The sequence below is a fragment of the Lactonifactor longoviformis genome (assembly GCF_042848515.1).
Lineage (GTDB): Bacteria > Bacillota > Clostridia > Lachnospirales > Lachnospiraceae > Lactonifactor > Lactonifactor longoviformis.
Map to the genome: position 1 here is coordinate 4880256 of NZ_AP031453.1, position 19020 is coordinate 4899275.

A 19020-nucleotide genomic window follows, 5' to 3' on the forward strand; every position below is an offset into this window, starting at 1 on the left:
AGCCCCTTTTTGTTATATGTCTCTATTCATTAAAGTTAATGTACCCCTGCAGCCAGATAACCCCTTTAAACCGCCTTCCAGGCTGAGGCTCCCCTAACAGGTCGTTTTTGTTAATACACACATCAAATTGTATATCGTTGCACAATATACTCATCTCATAGACAGTATCACCGGTCTTTATATTTTTAACCTCAGAACAATCTACAATATCACCCATCACATTGTACTGGTCACATTCAATGCCATAGGGCATAAAATAAGAATCTACTATGGAATATACATCTTCTTTTACAATGCGCCTGGAAATCATAGCATAGATGTCTATATCTTCCATTGTCAAGCTTTCCATTGCATCTTCATCCCCATTGCGGGCTGCAGCCAGAAGCCGGTTTCTGTTAGTGGCTGTTTCCTGATCCTCTTTTACCTGATGGGACTCCTTTTTTACAGGAAGCAGTATTTTCCCTTCCTTTGCCAAACCCGATATGGTTACTGAATAATTGGAACCGGGGATATTTCCCTTTCCCCGCTCACTCAGGTATTCTCCTGCATTCTGCAGATAAAATATCATAGTCACTCCAATTCTCACATCATCACATGCCCCGGCAAAGGATTCCTTTCCGGCATGCTTTTCTATAATTATATCTTCCCGGGTAGTGATTCCCGTTCCTCTGAAATGGGGAAAATAATATTCCATCTGGAATTCATTATTCTCGTCATATTCACCGCACACCGTAATTCCATAATCACATCCATATATCTTCGATATCTCTGCAAACAAGTGTCCGTCTCTGTCCTCTACGACTGTTTTTTCATCATAATTATCTACCACTTCTTTTAAAATCTCATCCAGTTCTTTCTTATTTTTGATATTCGAAAAACCAATGGATTTCATATAACTATGCAAAAGAACACCTCCTCTCTCGCCTTACATTCTCTCATATATACTATATACAAATAAACTTGTGCATATTTTACTAATATAATTTACATAAACTTGTTAACATAATATTATTTTATTACTGTTTTTCCGCCCATATAAGGCTGAAGTGCCAGGGGGATCTTAACGGTACCATCCTCCTGAAGATTATTTTCCAAAAATGCAATCAGCATTCTTGGGGGGGCAACCACAGTATTGTTCAGAGTGTGTGCAAAATATTTGCCCTTCTCTCCGTTTACCCTGATTTTCAGACGTCGTGCCTGAGCGTCGCCCAAGTTGGAACAGCTTCCTACCTCAAAGTATTTCTTCTGTCTTGGAGACCATGCCTCTACATCTATAGATTTCACCTTAAGATCCGCCAGGTCGCCGGAACAGCATTCCAGTGTTCTCACCGGAATATCCAGTGTTCTGAATAAATCTACGGTGTTCTGCCATAACTTCTCAAACCACATCATACTGTCTTCCGGCTTACAAACCACTATCATTTCCTGTTTCTCAAACTGATGAATACGGTATACGCCCCTTTCCTCTAATCCATGGGCCCCCTTTTCTTTTCTGAAACAGGGAGAATAGCTGGTAAGTGTCTGGGGTAATGTATCCTCCGGCAAAATAGTGTCTATAAATTTACCGATCATAGAATGTTCACTGGTTCCTATGAGGTATAAATCCTCTCCCTCAATCTTATACATCATGGCATCCATTTCAGCAAAGCTCATAACTCCGGTTACCACATCGCTTCTGATCATAAAAGGAGGCACACAATAGGTAAATCCTCTGTCAATCATAAAATCACGGGCATAAGAAATCACTGCGGAATGAAGCCTGGCAATATCCCCCATAAGGTAATAAAAACCATTGCCTGCAACCCTTCTGGCACTGTCTAAATCTATGCCGTTAAACTTCTCCATGATCTCCGTATGATATGGGATCTCGAAATCAGGCACCACAGGATCCCCATATTTCTGAACCTCTACATTCTCAGAGTCATCCTTTCCAAGAGGCACTGAGGGATCAATAATGTTTGGGATCACCATCATGATTTTTTTAATCTTTTCTTCAACTTCTTTTTCTTCCTGTGAGAGAGAATCAATTCTATCCCCATTGGCTGCTACCTGTTTTTTAATCTCTTCGGCTTCTTCCTTTTTCCCCTGAGCCATAAAGGCTCCGATCTGTTTCGATATCTTATTTTTCTCTGCCCTTAACGCCTCAACCTCTTTTTTAATATCCCTGTTTCTCTGATCCAATTCCAGAACCTGATCCACAAGCTCTAATTTATTGTCCTGAAATTTATTTTTTATATTCTGTTTTACCACTTCCGGGTTTTCACGCACAAATCTGATATCTAACATGACATGTTCCTCCTAATAGCCTTTATCTAGTTTACATAATATTTTACCAATGATTTACATAATTAAATTTCAATATCTTCAACCAATCCAAAATTAACAGCTCTTTTCAGTGCTTCCATCTCTTCCTGGCTCAGCATAATGTAGGATTCCCCTTTTACAATTTCCTTGATATATAAGAAGCAATTTTCTCTGCTGTGAATGGCATTCAGAATAAAACCTGAATTATCGTTGTCAAGCATAGCTAAAACAAAACTTAGTTTCCCACCCATGTCCTCAAAAGCATCATACTTAACAATTCCATATTTGTTGAGGGTTTTCTCCATACATTTCTTTAGTTTCTTAATTTCAAGATTATTAATGTCATTTGCTTCAATTAAACGATCTACTTCTGCAAATTTCCGTACAAATGTTTTTTCCAGTGACTGAGCATCCTTTCCCTTCATAAACAGGTTATACTTCCGGCTCAGCCGGTTAAGCCCCAGAGATAAATTAAAGACAACAATCAGTAATATTATCACCAATAATATCATTAATACTAAAAGAATACCCGAATTTTCCTGGAGTGTACTTATTATTTCGCTCATATGTGTTATACTCCCTCATCTTACCCGATAGATTCCAATAATTCAATGATCCTTTCCAGTTCATCCTTTGAATAGTATTCTATCTCTATTTTCCCCTTATTTTCATTTTTCCTGTTAATAGCGACCTTAGTGCCGATAATTGATTTGATTCTCTCCTCCAAATGCTGGTATATAATATCCTGGGTCGTATCTTTTTCTGTCTCCTTCAGCTTTTTTGGGTGCAGCAGCTCTTTCACCAGTTTTTCAGTCTCTCTTACACTTAACTTTTCGTCAAACACTCTGCTTGCTGTGACATACTGCAGCTTGGGATCCTCAATTGCTAGGAGTGCCCTTGCGTGACCCGTGCTAAGCATTTCGTCAATTACCATTTGCCTTACCTTTTCATTTAACTTTAACAGGCGCATGGAATTGGTAACAGCAGTTCGGCTCTTTGAAACTCTGTCAGCTATCTGATCCTGTTTCAAATGAAATTCTTCCATTAATCGTTTATAGGCAATTGCTTCTTCAATAGGATTCAGATTCTCTCTCTGAATATTTTCTATCAACGAGATCTCCACCGTCTCCTGTTCTGAAAACTGCTTAATAATTACAGGCACTTCCCTGAGACCGGCTAACTTTGCTGCCCTCCAACGCCTTTCACCGGCTATGATTTCATAATAGTCATTTTTTTGCTGAACTAATAGCGGCTGTAAAATACCAAATTGTTTGATTGAATCCGCAAGTTCCAAAAGTGCATCCTCATCAAACTGCTTTCTGGGCTGTTCTCTGTTAGGTTCTACTTTTGTAATTTTAACTTTCATTATATCTCTTGGAGATGACTTGTCCTCTGAAGCAGCTGCTGACGATTGTTGCTCTTCTGAAGAACTTATTTTTTTAGGCTTTACAGCTGCTGCTGTAGGTATCAAAGAATCCAATCCCTTGCCAAGACCGCTTTTCCTTACTGCCATTCTTCGTCCTCCCTATGTAATACTTCTTCAGCCAGAAGTCTGTAGCTTTCAGCTCCGGCGGACCTGGAATCATAGAGATTAATAGGTAATCCATGACTGGGGGCCTCAGCCAAACGCACATTTCTGGGGATTATTGTCTTATATATGGATTGCTGCAGATTATTTTTCACATTTTCAACAACCTGCAGTGATAAATTTGTCCTTGCATCATACATGGTAAACACTACGCCTTCTATTTCTAACTCAGGATTCAGGCGCTCCTGTACCAATTCTATTGTATGTATCAGCTGAGTCAATCCTTCTAATGCATAATACTCACATTGTATAGGAACTAAAATTGAATCGGCCGTAGTCATTGCATTAATGGTCAATATACTTAGTGATGGCGGGCAATCCATAATGATAAAATCGAACTGATCTCTTACCCTGTCAATTTGATTTTTCAGTAAAAACTCTTTGTTTTCTATTCCAATTAATTCAATTTCTGCCCCGGACAGATTCACATTAGATGGAATCAAAGAGAGATTCTCTATAACATTCTCTATCATACAATCAGATAACTCACATTCATCCAACAGTAACTCATAAAGAGTGGCTTCTACTCCCATTTTATCAATTCCTAACCCACTGGTAGTATTCCCCTGCGGATCAATGTCAACAGTCAAAACTTTCTGACCCATCTCGGCCAGACACGCAGAAAGGTTAATTGCAGTAGTTGATTTTCCAACGCCGCCCTTTTGATTCGCAACGGCTATAATTCTTCCCAATTAAAACCCCTTCTTTCCACTTGTAATCTTGCATATTTATGTGACTGTTTCATTATAACACTTTTATACTGTGATTTCTATAAAAATGTTTCACGTGAAACTTTTTTATAGGAATTATATAAATAAAAATAGTTTTAATCTTTGTTTTAGTTATATTTATTGGCATCACTGCACATACTTATAGTCTTTACTAAAATTATCATTTTAAACATAAACATGTAAGTATATATAAGTACATCTGGTGCTGCATTATTAAAAGAATAACCCCTGTTCTGCATAGCAGGATACTTACAACTCCGTACTTCATAAATTATTTTTTTTTATTATTTTATAATACTTAATATAGAAGTAAAAACAAAAAGTAATGTTTCACGTGAAACATTTTCTCTCCTTATATGTCTTTCTAGTACGCCGAGGCGTACTTGCTTGAAGATTTCTCCTTGTATAATCCTCCTCAATGTTTTATAATATAAGTACTAAGACTCCGAAGGAGGTACCCATCTGATGAACAAACACAAACATAAACTTATTACAACAGCAATTTTGTTTACACTGGCCACAGGTGTGATTCATATTATTAACAAGCTATTATTTGCATCGGCAACAATGAAAGAATTGCTGAGAGGAACATCAAGGAAGTTTTATGAATGGAGATTTGGCCGCATTTATTATACTAAGCAGGGACAGGGATCACCGCTTTTATTGGTTCACGATCTGACAGTTTATAGTTCTGATTATGAATGGAATATTATCGTGGATGAACTGGCGAAAAGCTATACAGTTTATACTATTGATTTGCTGGGATGCGGACGTTCTGACAAACAAAATATTACTTATACAAATTTCATTTACGTACAAATGCTGTCTGACTTTATAAAAAATATTATTGGCGAGAGAACTGATGTTATAACCAGCGGATTTTCCGGTTCCTTTGCTGTTATGGCCTGCCATAATGAAGAAGAGCTGTTTGGAAAGATAATGCTGATTAACCCTCCTTCTTTAAACGAATTGAATCAGGCTCCCACAAAAAAAACGAAGGTTTTGAAATTTTTATTGGAGCTGCCTATTTTCGGTACACTGGTCTACAATATGATTACCGCCAGGGAAAATATCGAACTGCTATTTACAGAAAAATATTTTTATAATCCATTTCTTGCAAATAACAGACTAGTGGATATTTATTACGAAAGTGCGCACAAGGGGGAACACAACGCAAAATACCTTCACTCCAGTATAATTGGCAGGTTTACCAATAATAATATCAATCATGCACTGGAGGCTATTGATCATAGCATTTTTATTGTATGCGGTGCTGAAGAAAAAAATGCAAAAGAGATCTGTTCCTCCTACCTACAGCTAAATCCTGCGATTGAAACTGCTGTTCTGGAAAAGGCAAGACACCTTCCTCAGCTGGAAACTCCAGGTAAATTGCTGGAACAAATATCTATATTCTTTTCATAATAAAATGTGGAGATCCCTCCTATAGGAGAGATCTCCACATTTTATACACTTTAATAACACTTTGACTTATGTATCCTGCTTACTTCTGCGTATCTGTTAGCAGATTATCCAGCTTTTCCAACATCTCTCTGATGTCCATCTTATTCACCAGCAAATAATTATCATGATTATCAGCCGTTAAATAAAAGTTACTGTCATAAGCGTAATAGTCCACATCTGTCTCTTCCCCACTAGCTTTGTCATAAAACTTTATCGTCAGTTCAGGTTCAAGAGCTGACTCCGGCATACGGTCAAGTCTGCTGTCTGATTCCATACCGGACACTTTTTCATAAAAAGCGAGAAACTCTGCAGAGTCTATTTCCTGATCATTCATATAGTATTTCAGTTCTGTCTCCTGGTCTTCTTCATCCGCAGTATTTTCCCCCTCTGAGGTCTCTTTTTCCACAGACTTGCTTACTATTGTATAAACTGTTTGATCTCTTACAACCTCAAGCTTTGATAAGTCGGCAAAAGATACCTTGTTAACATAAGTATCCAAGTACGAAGCTGCATCATCGTCTAGCAAGGTATTCAGCTCCTCTGCACTCATAGTATAAATTCCCTGAATTCCTTCTGTTTTCACATAGTAGTTACCATTTTCATCTTCATTGCCCACGGTTATTACAATCTGCCTGTCTACGGCAGTCTCCTGGCTTTCTCCAGATGTATCACTATCTTCAGAAGATTCCTCACTGCTCTCATCTTTTACTGTCTCTGTATAGTCTGCCGTAATTACAGCAGTGGGATTTGCCAGACCATACTGTTCCAGACTATCTTCCTTATAGTTAACATAACTATTAAAAGACAAACTGGAAAGCTTTGTAAAAGTATTGGAAACTGCATCACTTGCAGCTGGTTTTTTGCTTCCGTCCCAGCCGGTCACCGTCCACCCTGTCTTGGAATTACTGTCTTCATTAACCGCAAACTGACTGTCCTCTTTATCTATCCTGTACCGGGTTATACTAGAGCTTGTAATGCTGGGAAATGAAGCCTTTTCGGCAAGATCATACAGTCCGCATAGAAAAGATGTTTTCATCTCTGTATCTACAAGGTATACCCTGTCCCTTGCATCATTGAGATACATATAACATCCTGATACAACTGCATTATCATCTCCAATATAGAAGGAAGTCTTCTCACCGTCTGCAGCAGTCACTATAATACTAGTCTGTGGATCCTCCAGTCCATATTCCTCCAGATCTTCCGGATTTTCAATCGTGCGGGAGGCCTGCACATCACTTAACTTTGACAGCAAATCAGATACCGCCTGCTGATCCACAGGGAACTCCTTATCTGCTTCTAAATACCATGTATTGTCTTCCTGGATAAAAGTCAGCATATTGTCCTTTGCGCCAAAAGATACAGACGCCATATCCTCTTCTTTCAGCTTCGCCACAGAGGAGGTTTTTACCTCCTCCTCCCTGGTATCCTCCCCGTCCTTATTTCCGGAGTGCAGCATTAAATACGAAAGGACAAGCAGCATCAATAGTACAACTCCTACAATTAACGTTATCCCTTTTTTTCCTTTCATCACTGTTTTCTCCTTTTTAACCAGATACCGCCCCCCAAAAGCAGGACAGCTACTGGCAGAACGCCAATGCAGAAGATACTCCAAAAGCTACTGTCCGCCGCAGAAATAGTTAAGTTACTTAACTCCATAGATTTCACAGGCACAGAAACCCCTTCTGTATGCTCACACATCCATCCTAAGGAGTCAGTGATTAGCTGGAAATTACTTCCCGATACCATCTGATTTGTCTGATCACTAAAAAGACTTTCCGATGAATAATACACAATTTGTGTTTCTTTCCCTTCCCCTACAGACTCTGTAATAGATACTCCCAGGGTAAAGGGACCGCTGATGTCTCCTTCCTCCTTTTCCAGTGTAGAACTTTCTACATTTACCTTAGAGTATGCATCATCTGAAGTAGTAAGAATATTTTCAATCTTGAGACTGTCTCTGTAATGATCCAGGGTCTGAATTCCCTGGCCAACCGGCATTAATATATAATTGTTTCCGGAGGACAGTTCGGAGGTTATCTCATTGCTTTCAATGTTAGGAAGGATATAAGTAGGGTTATTGGAGATGTAATGATTCTGATCTCCTTCAAGTACAATGCCTTCACAGGTTTTTACTCCATAATTCTCAAGTACTGATGCAAAATTAGGCATTTTCTCCGGCGAATAGCTGGATACAATCAGAGCTTTGCCTCCCCCCTCAAGATAACCGATAATCTTGTCTGCTTCCTCCTTTGAAATATCTTTTGCCGGTGCAAGAATACAAATTGCATCTGCATCTTCCGGCACTGCATCTGCAGTTAACAGATTAAGATCCGCAATAGTAATATTCTGCTTTGCAATGGCATCCTTCAGATCTGTACTTATGGCTGCCTCCTCATGTCCCTGAAGTACATACATGGTAGGAAGATCCTCAGATGTCACATAGTCTATGGCACTTGTTATCTGACCTTCACCATCAAACCCCGTCACCTGTGAGGAATAGGTAGTATAATCAATATCACTTTGATACATCGTATTGTAGCTGACAACCTTATTGCGGTCCCCGCATACAACAATAATGCTGTTATCACTCACCTCTTCCTGAGAGTATTGCGACGTGAAGTTAGGAGAAAGCGCCGGATCTTTCTTTTCCACCTTAATGTGGCTGCTTTCATCCTGATATCTCTCCAGCAGTCTCTCGATATCGCTGCTCTCTCTTCCATCCTGTACAATATAATATAAGGTCACGTCCTCCTTTAACTCCCTCAGCACTTTTTTCGTCTGATCTCCAATGGTGTATAATTTTTGTTCACTTAAATCTAATTCTCTGTATTGTACCGGAATCTCCTGTACCACCAGATTCAGAACAATAATAATGGCAATAATCACCGCTGTAATTCCAATGCTGTAAGAACCGTTCTTTATGTTTTTCCTGTTTTTCTTTCTGTTACTAAAATACTCTTTACAATTGATTTTCTTCATTCCTTCACCCCCTAACTCCAGCGTCTCTTCTGTATAGACTGCACAGTGAGGAACACAAAAATCAGTATAATGGATACCATATAGACAATACCGGACATATCCAGTACACCTCCAACAAAGCCATCAAAATGTCCTGTTATATTGAATATCTCCATAAATTTCTGAATCGCCCCTTCAAATAAAGAAGACTTCCACAGAAACAGCCCAATTGCAGTACCTGCCATTGCTAAACCGGCAATGATAGTTACTAACGTATCTTTTGTCATTCTGTAAATGATCAGACAGAGAATTACCGCCATAATAAGAATAGAAATCAGAGAGGCCGACGCTGTCTGAGCTATAAACGACTCTATCCCCTGTATCACATTACAGATAAATAATACTGCAAATGTAAGGACTGCTGCTATAATTTGACTCTCTGTTATGGAGGAGAGAAATAATCCAACTGCAATATTCCCGCATCCCATTAAAAAAAAGCCAAAAATTGCCGTATATGCCATAGGATAAGATATTGTTCCATATTTCCCCATAATCAAAGGATAGGTACATATAATAGCCATGGGTATAAATAATATAGTTACCATTCCCAGGTATTTTCCGCATACAATTTTCCATACAGACACCGGAGCAGTAAACAAAAGCTGATCTGTTCTTTGTTTTTTCTCTTCAGCAAGTATACGCATGGTAAGTACAGGTGTAATAATCAGAAATACAAAGCTCACTGCGCTTAAAGTCACGCCAAATTCAGGGTAGGCCGAGGTCAGGTTATAGGCTGTAAAATACACTCCAACTATGGCCAGAACAAATGCTATAAATACATACCCGATCATAGATGTCAGATATCCCCTTAATTCCTTTTTATAAACTGCTAACATTCTCTTCCTCCTTGTCGTCTGTCAATTTTAAGAATACATCCTCCAGTGACATATTTGTGGACTGCATCTTTAGAATCGGACACTTTCCGTCGGCAAGGGCAAAGAAAATATTTTCCCGTATATCCTCCTGTCCGGTGGTCTTTATGGTTATTTCATGTGCATTTTCTATGGGCGAATTATGAAAGACCGCATCCTCTATGTGCTCAACGAGATCCAATGCCTTTCTGATATCTTCTTCCTGCCCTTTTACAGTAAGTTCCAGAGAATTAGAGCCCAACATCAGTTTGCTTAGATTATCCGGCGTATCGCTGGCCACTAATTTTCCATGATCAATAATAAGTACATAATCGCACACAGCGCTTACTTCCGATAAAATATGTGAGCTTAATATAACTGTATGTCTCTTGCTCAAACCTTTAATCAAATCACGAATCTCTATGATCTGTTTCGGATCCAGTCCAACCGTAGGCTCATCCAGAATAATTATCTCCGGATACCCAAGCAGGGCCTGAGCCAGTCCTACACGCTGCTTATAACCTTTTGAGAGATTTCTTATCAGCCTGTGATTCATATCTTCCATCTTTGTCTGTGAGACTACATTGCAAATTGCCTTCTCCCGTTCTCCCTTCGGGATTTTTTTCAGTTCAGCGGCAAAGGACAGATATTCCCACACCGTCATTTCAGGATATATGGGGGGGATCTCCGGAAGATATCCTATACACTTTTTTGCCTTTTCAGGTTCCTCAAGAATATTATGGCCATTAATGTAGACCTCACCCTCTGTGGATGCAATATAGCCGGTTATCATGTTCATAGTTGTGGACTTTCCGGCCCCGTTTGGTCCGAGGAAACCGTAGATCTTGCCCTGTTCAACCGTAAAGTTAAGGTGATCCACCGCTGTCTGCTGGCCATATTTTTTTACCAGGTTTCTTACTTCTATCAAAATTTTCCCTCCTTTAATTTGTTAGCCATTTTTAATTTTATTTTCATTGTGTGATAGAAATTAGGAAAAATTGTGATAATTATGTGAAAAGTTTGTGTGCAGAGGGGACGGAAAAGAGCTGGGTCCCCTGGGATATTGAAGGCCATAGGAGGGGGGGAGGGCAGGTGTAGATGACCATTCGAGGCTGCGCTTGCCTCAGCTAACTGCCTGGCCGCTCACTAAGAAGCTCAGGATAGCCTTCGCTTCTAAATGATCGCCGGCAGTGGATCTTCGGCTCGCTCCGCTTAACCTCATAGTCATCTACACCTGCCCTCCCCCCCTCCTATGGCCTTCAATATCCCAGGGGACCCAGTTCTTTTCCTGGCTGATACAAAATTCACGTATAGAAATAGCGGTAAAGTATTAAATTTTACAGATCTTGTACATTCATGGTATTCATAGAATCACATGATAGGCTCCCTGGTTGGGAGCCCGGCTTTTCGGGGATATTTCCTGGGGGTCGGTGTTTGTTTTATAATTTTGATGAGAGAGCGGGTGATGCCGCTGTTCATCAGAGAGAAGGTCGCAGGGGGATCCTGGCGGCCTCCCAGGGTTTTTATGGCTTTTTGGGCCTGTACCAGTTCTTCCTCAATAGTTCCTGACTTGTAGGAGATGAAGCATCCCCCGGGTTTTACAAAGGGCATACAGTATTCGGTGAGGGATGCAAGATTTGCTACAGCCCGGGATACACTTACATCGTAGAAATCCCTGTGCTCTGGCTTTCTGGCTATATCTTCCGCACGGCCATGTACTGCCGTTATCCCCTCCAGACCTAGCTGTCCGATGACTTCATTCAAAAAATTAATTCTTTTATTTAAAGAATCCAGGAGGGTTACCTTAATGTGAGGGAATGCTATCTTTATGGGGATCCCCGGAAATCCGGCCCCCGTACCCACATCAATCAGCGACCCTGCCTGAGACAAATCTATCACCCTGGTAACAGACAGACTGTCTGCAAAATGCTTTAACAAAACTTCTTCCCACTGGGTGATACCAGTTAGATTCATTACCTTATTCCACTCAGCTAGAAGTTCATAGTATTGGATAAACTGCTGCTTCTGCCTCTCAGATAATTCCAGATGAAACTCTTTGCAGCACTGCTCTAATATTGACAAATTATAATTCATTGTATTCTCCTGATCTTTACTGTTTTACACAAAATTTACTTTAATAGACAAGAGTTATCCACATAATTAATTTTTTATACACACAGATGTGGACATCTCACTCCAATTTATGCTGCCGAGTGGATCATCTCTTGTGATATCTATACTGTTCCAAATACACTAAAAGGACAGATATATCTGCCGGTGAGACTCCTGATATTCTGGATGCCTGTCCGATAGAGACAGGACGGTATAACTTTAATTTCTGTTTTGCTTCTATTCGAAGTCCTCCGACAGTATCATAATCAATTTCTTCCGGTATCTTTTTTGATTCCAGCTTTTTAAACTGTTCTACCTGTTTTAACTGCCTGCGGATGTATCCGTCATATTTAATATTAATATTCACCTGCTCTGCCACGTCCCAGGGCAGCTGGGGCCTTTCAGGATCAACAGGAGCCAAAAGCTCATAAGAAAGTTCAGGCCTTCGTATTAATTCTGCCAGGGTTGTCCCTGTTTTCAGAGGGGTACTTCCATAGGATTCCAATAATTCCTGCACTTCTCTGGATGCGCCTATATTCCTATGCTCTGCACGCTTGATTTCCGCCTCGATCTGCTCTTCCTTGAGCACCAGCCTGTCATACTCTGTCTGTCCGATTAGACCCGCCTCAAATCCCTTTTTACGGAGCCTCAGATCCGCATTGTCCTGCCTGAGAAGAAGTCTGTATTCTGCCCTGCTTGTCATCATACGGTAGGGCTCATGATTCTCCTTTGTGACCAGATCGTCTATCAGCACACCGATATAGGACTCTGATCTGTCCAGAACCATCATCTCCCGGCCCTTTATCTTTAACGCAGCATTTATTCCTGCCACTAATCCCTGTGCAGCAGCTTCCTCATACCCGGAACTGCCGTTAAACTGTCCCCCGCTGAACAGACCTTTTATATTCTTAAACTCCAGAGTAGGATTCAGCTGTCTCGGATTAATACAGTCATATTCAATCGCATAGGCATTTCTTACTATTTTGGCGTTTTCCAGCCCCTTTACAGACCGGTACATTGCCTGCTGAACATCCTCAGGCAGAGAACTGGACATTCCTCCCACATACATTTCGGTAGTATACAGTCCTTCAGGTTCTATAAATACCTGATGTCTGTTTTTATCAGCAAACTTTACTACCTTATCTTCTATAGACGGGCAGTATCTGGGACCGGTACCCTCTATCATCCCGGAAAACAAAGGGGAGCGATCCAGATTTTCTTTTATAATTTCATGAGTCTTCTCATTGGTATACGTCAGCCAGCAGGAAACCTGCTCTATCTGAACATCCTCCGGATCCGTGGAAAAAGAAAACGGCACCACCTTTTCATCCCCGAACTGCTCTTCCATTTGAGAATAGTCGATGCTTCTGCCGTCAATTCTGGCAGGAGTTCCTGTTTTAAACCGGAACATTTCCACACCCAGCTTTTTCAGAGAATCCGTAAGATAATTGGCAGCCTGCAGTCCGTTAGGCCCTGTATAGCTGCTCACATCCCCATAGATACATCTGGCCTTAAGATATGTGCCTGTACAGAGAATCACTGCTTTTGCCATATAAGATGCCCCCGAAAACGTCTTAACGCCCCGGATGGCCCCGTCCCCGGCCAGAAGCTCTGTAACCTCCGCCTGCCTGACCGTCAGATGATCCGTATGTTCCAGAACCTCTCTCATAGTCTTGCTGTAATTCTGCTTGTCTGCCTGAGCCCGAAGAGAATGTACCGCAGGACCTTTAGATACATTCAGCATCTTAGACTGAATAAACGTCTTATCTATATTCTTTCCCATCTCTCCTCCCAGGGCATCAATCTCTCTCACCAAATGTCCCTTAGAGCTCCCTCCAATATTGGGATTACAGGGCATAAGGGCAATACTGTCCACACTGACAGTAAACATAATTGTCTCCATCCCAAGCCTTGCACTGGCCAAAGCAGCCTCACATCCTGCATGCCCTGCTCCCACTACCACAACATCGTAATTTTCTATTAAAGTATTCATTCCTAATCGCTCCTGTTTCTACTTTCCTGTACAGAATTTGCTGAAAATTTCATTTACCAGATCTTCGCCCACAGATTCACCGATAATACTTCCCAGGGCTTCATACGCGTTCATTAAATCAATGGAATAAAAATCCTCAGGCATACCCATAGATATACTCTGTTCCACCATAGTCAGGCTTTCCATAGTTTCAAAAAGAGCAGTTCTATGGCGTACATTGGTAATATACACTTCATCGTTAAAAGATATTTCCCCCTGAAAGAACATGTCCTTGATGACCTGTTCCAGCACATCAATCCCCTTCTCTTCCTTGGCAGATATTTCTACCACAGGCTGGTTCAGCCTCTTCTTTAACTCCTTCTCGGACACCTTCATAGACAAATCTGTCTTATTCAGAAGCACAATTGCTTTTTTATCCTGAAGCATCCCTATAATCTCATCGTCATTTTCATCCAAAGGTATCGAAGAATCCACTACATAGAGAATCAAGTCCGCATCTTTTGCGTATTCCTTCGCCCTGCCTACCCCGATCTGTTCCACCACATCCTTTGTATCTCTTATCCCCGCGGTATCAATCATACAAAGGGAAATGCCGTGAAGTATAATTGTCTCTTCCAGAATATCTCTGGTAGTACCTGCAATATCTGTAACAATCGCTCTCTCTTCCCCCACAAGAAGATTCAGAAGAGAGGATTTTCCGGCATTAGGCTTTCCTACAATAACTGTCTTTATGCCCTCCTTCATCATTTTCCCTTCATCTGAGGACTGCAGAAGCTTTTCCACCTGTTTCTTTAACGGCTGCAGCTCTTTCATCAATTCTTCCCCATATCCGTCTATTGCTATATGTTCCGGATCATCCAGAGCAGATTCAATATATGCAATGTGATAGATAATCTTCTCTCTGATCTCTTTTATGATCTTAAGAACAGCCCCCTTCAGCTGACTTACTGAGCTTTTCAGAGCATATTCACTCTTGGCTGAAATCACATCTATCACTGCCTCCGCCTGGGAAAGATCAATTCTTCCGTTCAGGAAGGCTCTTTTCGTAAACTCACCTGGTTCTGCGGGTCTGGCTCCATATTTAATCACCGTCTCCAATACCCGTTTCATTGCCAGAACGCCTCCGTGACAATCGATCTCCACCGTATTCTCAGCCGTATAGCTGGACGGTCCGTCCATTACCATAACCAAAACCTCGTCAATAGTTTCCTCCCCGTCACAGATAAAACCATAATGTATGGTGTGCGATCTTACCTCTCTGATATCCTTTTTCCCGCTCCTGGATCGGTATACTTTGCTGACAATTTCTCTTGCATCCTCTCCGCTTAGCCTTACAATTCCTATTCCCGATGTGCTCATAGCGGTAGCAATTGCAGCAATCGTGTCGGCCATATTTATTCCTCCTGTACTTTAATATAAAAAAGTTACCCCGGGAGAAAGCACACGTCTGCACGCGTTATTCATGCTTTCACCTAGAATAACTTTTATATTATTTATTATTTTTTAAGCTTCACTACAACATGACGGTAAGGTTCATTTCCCTCACTATAGGTCTCCACATAACGGTTTCCCTGAAGTGCGGAATGAATGATACGTCTTTCATAAGGATTCATAGGTTCCAGCGAAACAGCTTTTCTTGTCTTTCTCACCTTATAGGCAATGCTCTTTGCAAGATTTTCAAGCGTTTCTTTTCTGCGGCTTCTATAATTCTCTGTATCAAGTTTTACACGAATGTAACCCTGTTTTCCCTTGTTGACTACAAGGCTGGTGAGATACTGCAGGGAATCCAGAGTCTGTCCTCTTTTCCCGATAAGAATCCCCATATCATCGCCGGAAAAATCAATATCCAGATTTCCCTCTTCCTGATGATATTCCATCTTAATGACAACTTCCAGATTCATAGCATGAAATACACCATCCAGGAACTTTTTAGCCTCATTTTTAATGTCTTCTACTTCTTCCTGAGATCTCTGCACTATTTTGGGTTCCTCTGCCGCCTTAACCTCAGCCTTTTCCACTTTAGGCTCAGATTTCTTCTCCGGTTTTGGTTCCGCCTTCGCTTCTTTTTTTACTTCTTTCACAGGCTTCTCTGCAGGTTTTTCTTTTTTCACTTCCGGCTTTTTCTCTGCAGCTTCCTCAATGAAAGGATCCTGCTCCGGTTTCCTTCTCACTCGAATCCTGGCCGGCTTACTGCCGAATCCTAAAAAACCTGAGCTTCCATGTTCCAATACTTCTATCTCAAGATTTTCACTTGAAGTTTCTAATTCAAGACATGCATTGGTAATCGCCTGATCTACCGTTTTTGCTGAGAATTCCTTGAAATCCATGACAAATCCCCCTTACCTGTTTACTGTTTTTTGTTCTTCGACTTATTCTTTTCATCAAACTGAGCTACCATGTTTGCTTTTGCCGCGATACTGCCGGGCTTGGCATTCGCAGCTCTCTTATAATAATCCGTGGAATTCTTCACAGCCTGCTCCCGGTCCTCCGGAGTTTTTCCTTTTGTCTTAGGCTCCTCAATATTCCTTACATTCATTCTGGCCTGCTGAGAGATTTTCTGAGGAGGCAGTCCGGCTTTCTCTCTCTTCTTATTCATCTTCTCCAGATTCTTCTTAACAAGCTCGTCCATGTCTTCCTTCTCCAGCAGCTTATTGATTACAAACTGCTGTACACTACGGATGACCGCACCGGCGATCCAGTAGATACCAATACCAACAGGGAATGTAAAACACATAACAGCAGAAAACAGAGGCATAAAAGTATTCATACTTTTCATGGTTGCTTCCATCTGTGTAGCCTGCTTATTCTTATCATCACCCTTGTTGCTATTGTTAAAAGCCATAGAAAGCTTAATATTCAGAACCTGTGTCAGCCATGCCAAAACAGGGATTAATATAGCTCCAACAAGTAAAATATATTGATGTGAAACAAAACTTGACTTTATAACAGATAATGGGTTATCTGCGATATTCAGACCCAGGAAATTCTGCATGGGTGACAGCTTATCAGCTGTACTGGCAATGGTATCTGAAAATCCGGAAAACTTTCCAATCTCTGACAGTTTGTCCCACTGGGTTGGGGAAAGATTATATAATAAATCAATAATCGAATCCTTGGTTGCTTTTCCATTATCCAAAATCAGGCGGACAGTCTTAATCTTCTCGTCATCCAGAAATGTCTGAAGTATATCCGTATACCCGCCAACACCCATAATCTGAGTGATTACCCCGTCAAAAGTAGCTTTGATCCCTGTCACATAACCCGGAATCTTATAGATAACCTGATATAATGCAAACAGTATCGGCATCTGAATCACTAACTGCAGACAGCTTCCGGTAGGGGATACGCCGTATTTCTGATAAACCATACTGGTCTCTTCCTGCATCTTCTGCATAGACACCTGATCTTTTTTATTCTGATATTTCTTCTGAATCTTCTGTAACTCTGGCGCCATAACTGCATTCAGCCTGGAAAACTTCTGCTGTTTGATCTGCAGGGGCGTCATTAAGGTATAAATTACTAATGTGAATAAGATAATACAAAGACCGATATTTGTAACACCCAGGCTATAAATAGCATTCATCAAAAGTCCCAGAATATCTGCAAACCATTTGATAATGGGCATTGTACTCTTTGTCAATAAAATACTCAAAACAATTTCCTCCTTAACCGACTACTCGCCGTTATCGCTTCTTAGGATAACTCATCCTTACCTTTACGGCACCGGGTCATATCCCCCATGAGAAAAGGGGTTGCACCTGAGGATCCGCCAACAAGCTAACATAGATCCCTTAACAGCACCATATTTTTGAATTGCTTCTAATCCATACTGAGAACAGGTAGGTATATAAGGACAACGAGTTCTCTTTAATGGGGATAAATATTTTTGATATAACCTAATCATTTTGATTAATATCGTTTTCATTTTCCTGCCTTTTTGTAATATGGTGAAGCTTTGCCAAATGCAAAAGTGCACTTTCAATATCCCTGAAATTCCTGTCCTTGGCATTCACTCTCACAATAATCACCATATCATATCCACTACGAAATACTTGTTCATGCAATCGATAACTTTCCCGAATCAACCTGGTTAGATGATGCCTCACAACACTGTTTCCGACTTTTTTACTTACCGAAATTCCAACTCGATTTCTCTCCAGCTGGTTTTCCATCACATACATAACAAGATATCGATTTGCAAAAGATGTTCCCTTCCTGTAAACCACCTGAAAATCTCTATTCTTTTTTAACGACTCCGAATATTCCATAGTACATTCCTTTAATTAAGAAGTTTCTGATCTTTAAGAGAAGAAAAGACCACATATCTGCGGTCTTATGCTGATAATTGCTTTCTTCCTTTTAATCTTCTGGCAGCTAAAACTTTTCTTCCACCTTTGCTGCTCATTCTCGCTCTGAAACCATGAACCTTAGCTCTGGATCTCTTTTTCGGTTGAAATGTCATTTTCATAAGTCTGGCACCTCCTTTATCTTACCAAATATCTATCATATATGGCTGATTATTCTATTATGCATGATTGAAAACATCATTTCAATTATATGCACAAAACATTGATTCGTCAAGAGGAAATATTATATTTATGATAAGTTTGGAAAAATAATTTATACCAGCTGTCTCCTTACGACACCCCAATACAACAAATTCCACAATAAAAAGTTATCCCCTGACATTTTTTATAGTTTACGTAACTTTATCCACAAATTGTGGATAACATGTGGATAACTTTGTGGTTTCATGTGTAAAGATCCCCCAATATTCTCAAAAACCCTTATTTTCTCCATAATTCGACGTGTGAGTTATGGGTATAAGTTATACACACTTTTCACATCATATCAAAGATCTTCATTCTTATGGAAACTTTATCAACATTCTATACACATTTTTTCATTGCGAAAATTCACGATTTATTATAATATATAAGAAATGATGAATTAAAATAG

The 19020-nt window shown here is 40.4% G+C and carries 18 protein-coding genes; 1 reads left to right on the forward strand and 17 read right to left on the reverse strand.

The window, feature by feature from the left end; genetic code table 11:
• Window positions 1–22: 22 nt before the first annotated feature.
• From ACGHCT_RS22335 to ACGHCT_RS22355, 5 genes are all read right to left on the reverse strand, one after another.
• A complete protein-coding gene (locus ACGHCT_RS22335; protein WP_072851173.1) occupies window positions 23–904 on the reverse strand; it encodes a DUF3881 family protein in 882 nt (293 codons plus the stop codon).
• A gap of 104 nt (window positions 905–1008) precedes the next feature.
• On the reverse strand, window positions 1009–2286 hold the full coding sequence (gene serS / locus ACGHCT_RS22340; RefSeq protein WP_072851171.1) for a serine--tRNA ligase: 1278 nt from the start codon (window positions 2284–2286) through the stop codon (window positions 1009–1011).
• A gap of 62 nt (window positions 2287–2348) precedes the next feature.
• The gene (locus ACGHCT_RS22345) at window positions 2349–2870 is read right to left on the reverse strand and encodes a DUF4446 family protein (protein WP_072851170.1); all 522 of its coding nucleotides are present in this window, start codon (window positions 2868–2870) and stop codon (window positions 2349–2351) included.
• A 20-nt stretch (window positions 2871–2890) separates the two neighbouring features.
• Window positions 2891–3817, reverse strand: coding sequence for a ParB/RepB/Spo0J family partition protein (locus ACGHCT_RS22350; RefSeq protein ID WP_072851168.1), 927 nt, complete (start codon window positions 3815–3817; stop codon window positions 2891–2893).
• Complete coding sequence (locus ACGHCT_RS22355; protein ID WP_390437517.1) at window positions 3808–4584, reverse strand: ParA family protein; 777 nt, start codon at window positions 4582–4584, stop codon at window positions 3808–3810. The genes ACGHCT_RS22350 and ACGHCT_RS22355 overlap by 10 nt, the downstream gene beginning before the upstream one ends.
• A gap of 504 nt (window positions 4585–5088) precedes the next feature.
• Here ACGHCT_RS22355 and ACGHCT_RS22360 point away from each other — a divergent pair.
• A complete protein-coding gene (locus ACGHCT_RS22360; RefSeq protein WP_072851164.1) occupies window positions 5089–6045 on the forward strand; it encodes an alpha/beta fold hydrolase in 957 nt (318 codons plus the stop codon).
• 79 nt (window positions 6046–6124) lie between these two features.
• Here the strand turns inward: ACGHCT_RS22360 and ACGHCT_RS22365 are convergent, their stop codons facing one another.
• The 12 genes from ACGHCT_RS22365 to rpmH all read right to left on the reverse strand — a co-directional run bounded on the left by ACGHCT_RS22365 (window position 6125) and on the right by rpmH (window position 18529).
• Window positions 6125–7615, reverse strand: coding sequence for a DUF4340 domain-containing protein (locus ACGHCT_RS22365; RefSeq protein WP_390437518.1), 1491 nt, complete (start codon window positions 7613–7615; stop codon window positions 6125–6127).
• Window positions 7615–9066 (reverse strand): GldG family protein, encoded by a 1452-nt coding sequence (locus tag ACGHCT_RS22370; RefSeq protein ID WP_390437519.1) that lies wholly within the window; start codon window positions 9064–9066, stop codon window positions 7615–7617. Before ACGHCT_RS22370 ends, ACGHCT_RS22365 begins: the two co-directional genes overlap by 1 nt.
• 11 nt (window positions 9067–9077) lie before the next feature.
• Window positions 9078–9941: an ABC transporter permease gene (locus ACGHCT_RS22375; protein ID WP_390437520.1), complete on the reverse strand. Its 864-nt coding sequence runs from the start codon at window positions 9939–9941 to the stop codon at window positions 9078–9080.
• Window positions 9925–10884: an ABC transporter ATP-binding protein gene (locus ACGHCT_RS22380; RefSeq protein WP_390437522.1), complete on the reverse strand. Its 960-nt coding sequence runs from the start codon at window positions 10882–10884 to the stop codon at window positions 9925–9927. Before ACGHCT_RS22380 ends, ACGHCT_RS22375 begins: the two co-directional genes overlap by 17 nt.
• Before the next feature lie 443 nt (window positions 10885–11327).
• Window positions 11328–12050 carry a 16S rRNA (guanine(527)-N(7))-methyltransferase RsmG gene (gene rsmG / locus ACGHCT_RS22385; RefSeq protein WP_390437523.1) on the reverse strand — a complete coding sequence of 241 codons (723 nt, stop codon included), beginning with the start codon at window positions 12048–12050 and terminating at the stop codon, window positions 11328–11330.
• 124 nt (window positions 12051–12174) lie between these two features.
• Window positions 12175–14061, reverse strand: a complete 1887-nt coding sequence (gene mnmG / locus ACGHCT_RS22390; RefSeq protein WP_390437524.1) for a tRNA uridine-5-carboxymethylaminomethyl(34) synthesis enzyme MnmG — start codon at window positions 14059–14061, stop codon at window positions 12175–12177.
• Between the two features lie 18 nt (window positions 14062–14079).
• Window positions 14080–15453: a tRNA uridine-5-carboxymethylaminomethyl(34) synthesis GTPase MnmE gene (gene mnmE, locus ACGHCT_RS22395; protein WP_390437526.1), complete on the reverse strand. Its 1374-nt coding sequence runs from the start codon at window positions 15451–15453 to the stop codon at window positions 14080–14082.
• 104 nt (window positions 15454–15557) lie between these two features.
• Window positions 15558–16388: an RNA-binding cell elongation regulator Jag/EloR gene (jag, locus tag ACGHCT_RS22400; RefSeq protein ID WP_072851149.1), complete on the reverse strand. Its 831-nt coding sequence runs from the start codon at window positions 16386–16388 to the stop codon at window positions 15558–15560.
• A 20-nt stretch (window positions 16389–16408) separates the two neighbouring features.
• Entirely contained in the window at window positions 16409–17713 is a 1305-nt protein-coding gene (locus tag ACGHCT_RS22405; protein ID WP_242946749.1) for a YidC/Oxa1 family membrane protein insertase, read from the reverse strand.
• A gap of 63 nt (window positions 17714–17776) precedes the next feature.
• Window positions 17777–17986 carry a membrane protein insertion efficiency factor YidD gene (yidD, locus tag ACGHCT_RS22410; protein WP_206671807.1) on the reverse strand — a complete coding sequence of 70 codons (210 nt, stop codon included), beginning with the start codon at window positions 17984–17986 and terminating at the stop codon, window positions 17777–17779.
• Window positions 17958–18329 (reverse strand): ribonuclease P protein component, encoded by a 372-nt coding sequence (gene rnpA, locus ACGHCT_RS22415; protein WP_072851145.1) that lies wholly within the window; start codon window positions 18327–18329, stop codon window positions 17958–17960. Before rnpA ends, yidD begins: the two co-directional genes overlap by 29 nt.
• Window positions 18330–18394: 65 nt before the next feature.
• Window positions 18395–18529, reverse strand: a complete 135-nt coding sequence (gene rpmH / locus ACGHCT_RS22420) for a 50S ribosomal protein L34 (protein WP_072851143.1) — start codon at window positions 18527–18529, stop codon at window positions 18395–18397.
• Window positions 18530–19020: the final 491 nt, after the last annotated feature.

What these genes read in the sequence shown, in the direction of transcription:
- ACGHCT_RS22345 (WP_072851170.1), bottom strand. Translation starts at nt 2,870, where the DNA reads ATGAGCGAAATAATAAGTACACTCCAGGAAAATTCGGGTATTCTTTTA.
- ACGHCT_RS22365 (WP_390437518.1), bottom strand. Translation starts at nt 7,615, where the DNA reads ATGAAAGGAAAAAAAGGGATAACGTTAATTGTAGGAGTTGTACTATTG.
- mnmE (WP_390437526.1), bottom strand. Translation starts at nt 15,453, where the DNA reads ATGGCCGACACGATTGCTGCAATTGCTACCGCTATGAGCACATCGGGA.
- rsmG (WP_390437523.1), bottom strand. Translation starts at nt 12,050, where the DNA reads ATGAATTATAATTTGTCAATATTAGAGCAGTGCTGCAAAGAGTTTCAT.
- yidD (WP_206671807.1), bottom strand. Translation starts at nt 17,986, where the DNA reads ATGAAAACGATATTAATCAAAATGATTAGGTTATATCAAAAATATTTA.
- rpmH (WP_072851143.1), bottom strand. Translation starts at nt 18,529, where the DNA reads ATGAAAATGACATTTCAACCGAAAAAGAGATCCAGAGCTAAGGTTCAT.
- jag (WP_072851149.1), bottom strand. Translation starts at nt 16,388, where the DNA reads ATGGATTTCAAGGAATTCTCAGCAAAAACGGTAGATCAGGCGATTACC.
- ACGHCT_RS22350 (WP_072851168.1), bottom strand. Translation starts at nt 3,817, where the DNA reads ATGGCAGTAAGGAAAAGCGGTCTTGGCAAGGGATTGGATTCTTTGATA.
- rnpA (WP_072851145.1), bottom strand. Translation starts at nt 18,329, where the DNA reads ATGGAATATTCGGAGTCGTTAAAAAAGAATAGAGATTTTCAGGTGGTT.
- ACGHCT_RS22375 (WP_390437520.1), bottom strand. Translation starts at nt 9,941, where the DNA reads ATGTTAGCAGTTTATAAAAAGGAATTAAGGGGATATCTGACATCTATG.
- ACGHCT_RS22360 (WP_072851164.1), top strand. Translation starts at nt 5,089, where the DNA reads ATGAACAAACACAAACATAAACTTATTACAACAGCAATTTTGTTTACA.
- ACGHCT_RS22370 (WP_390437519.1), bottom strand. Translation starts at nt 9,066, where the DNA reads ATGAAGAAAATCAATTGTAAAGAGTATTTTAGTAACAGAAAGAAAAAC.
- serS (WP_072851171.1), bottom strand. Translation starts at nt 2,286, where the DNA reads ATGTTAGATATCAGATTTGTGCGTGAAAACCCGGAAGTGGTAAAACAG.
- mnmG (WP_390437524.1), bottom strand. Translation starts at nt 14,061, where the DNA reads ATGAATACTTTAATAGAAAATTACGATGTTGTGGTAGTGGGAGCAGGG.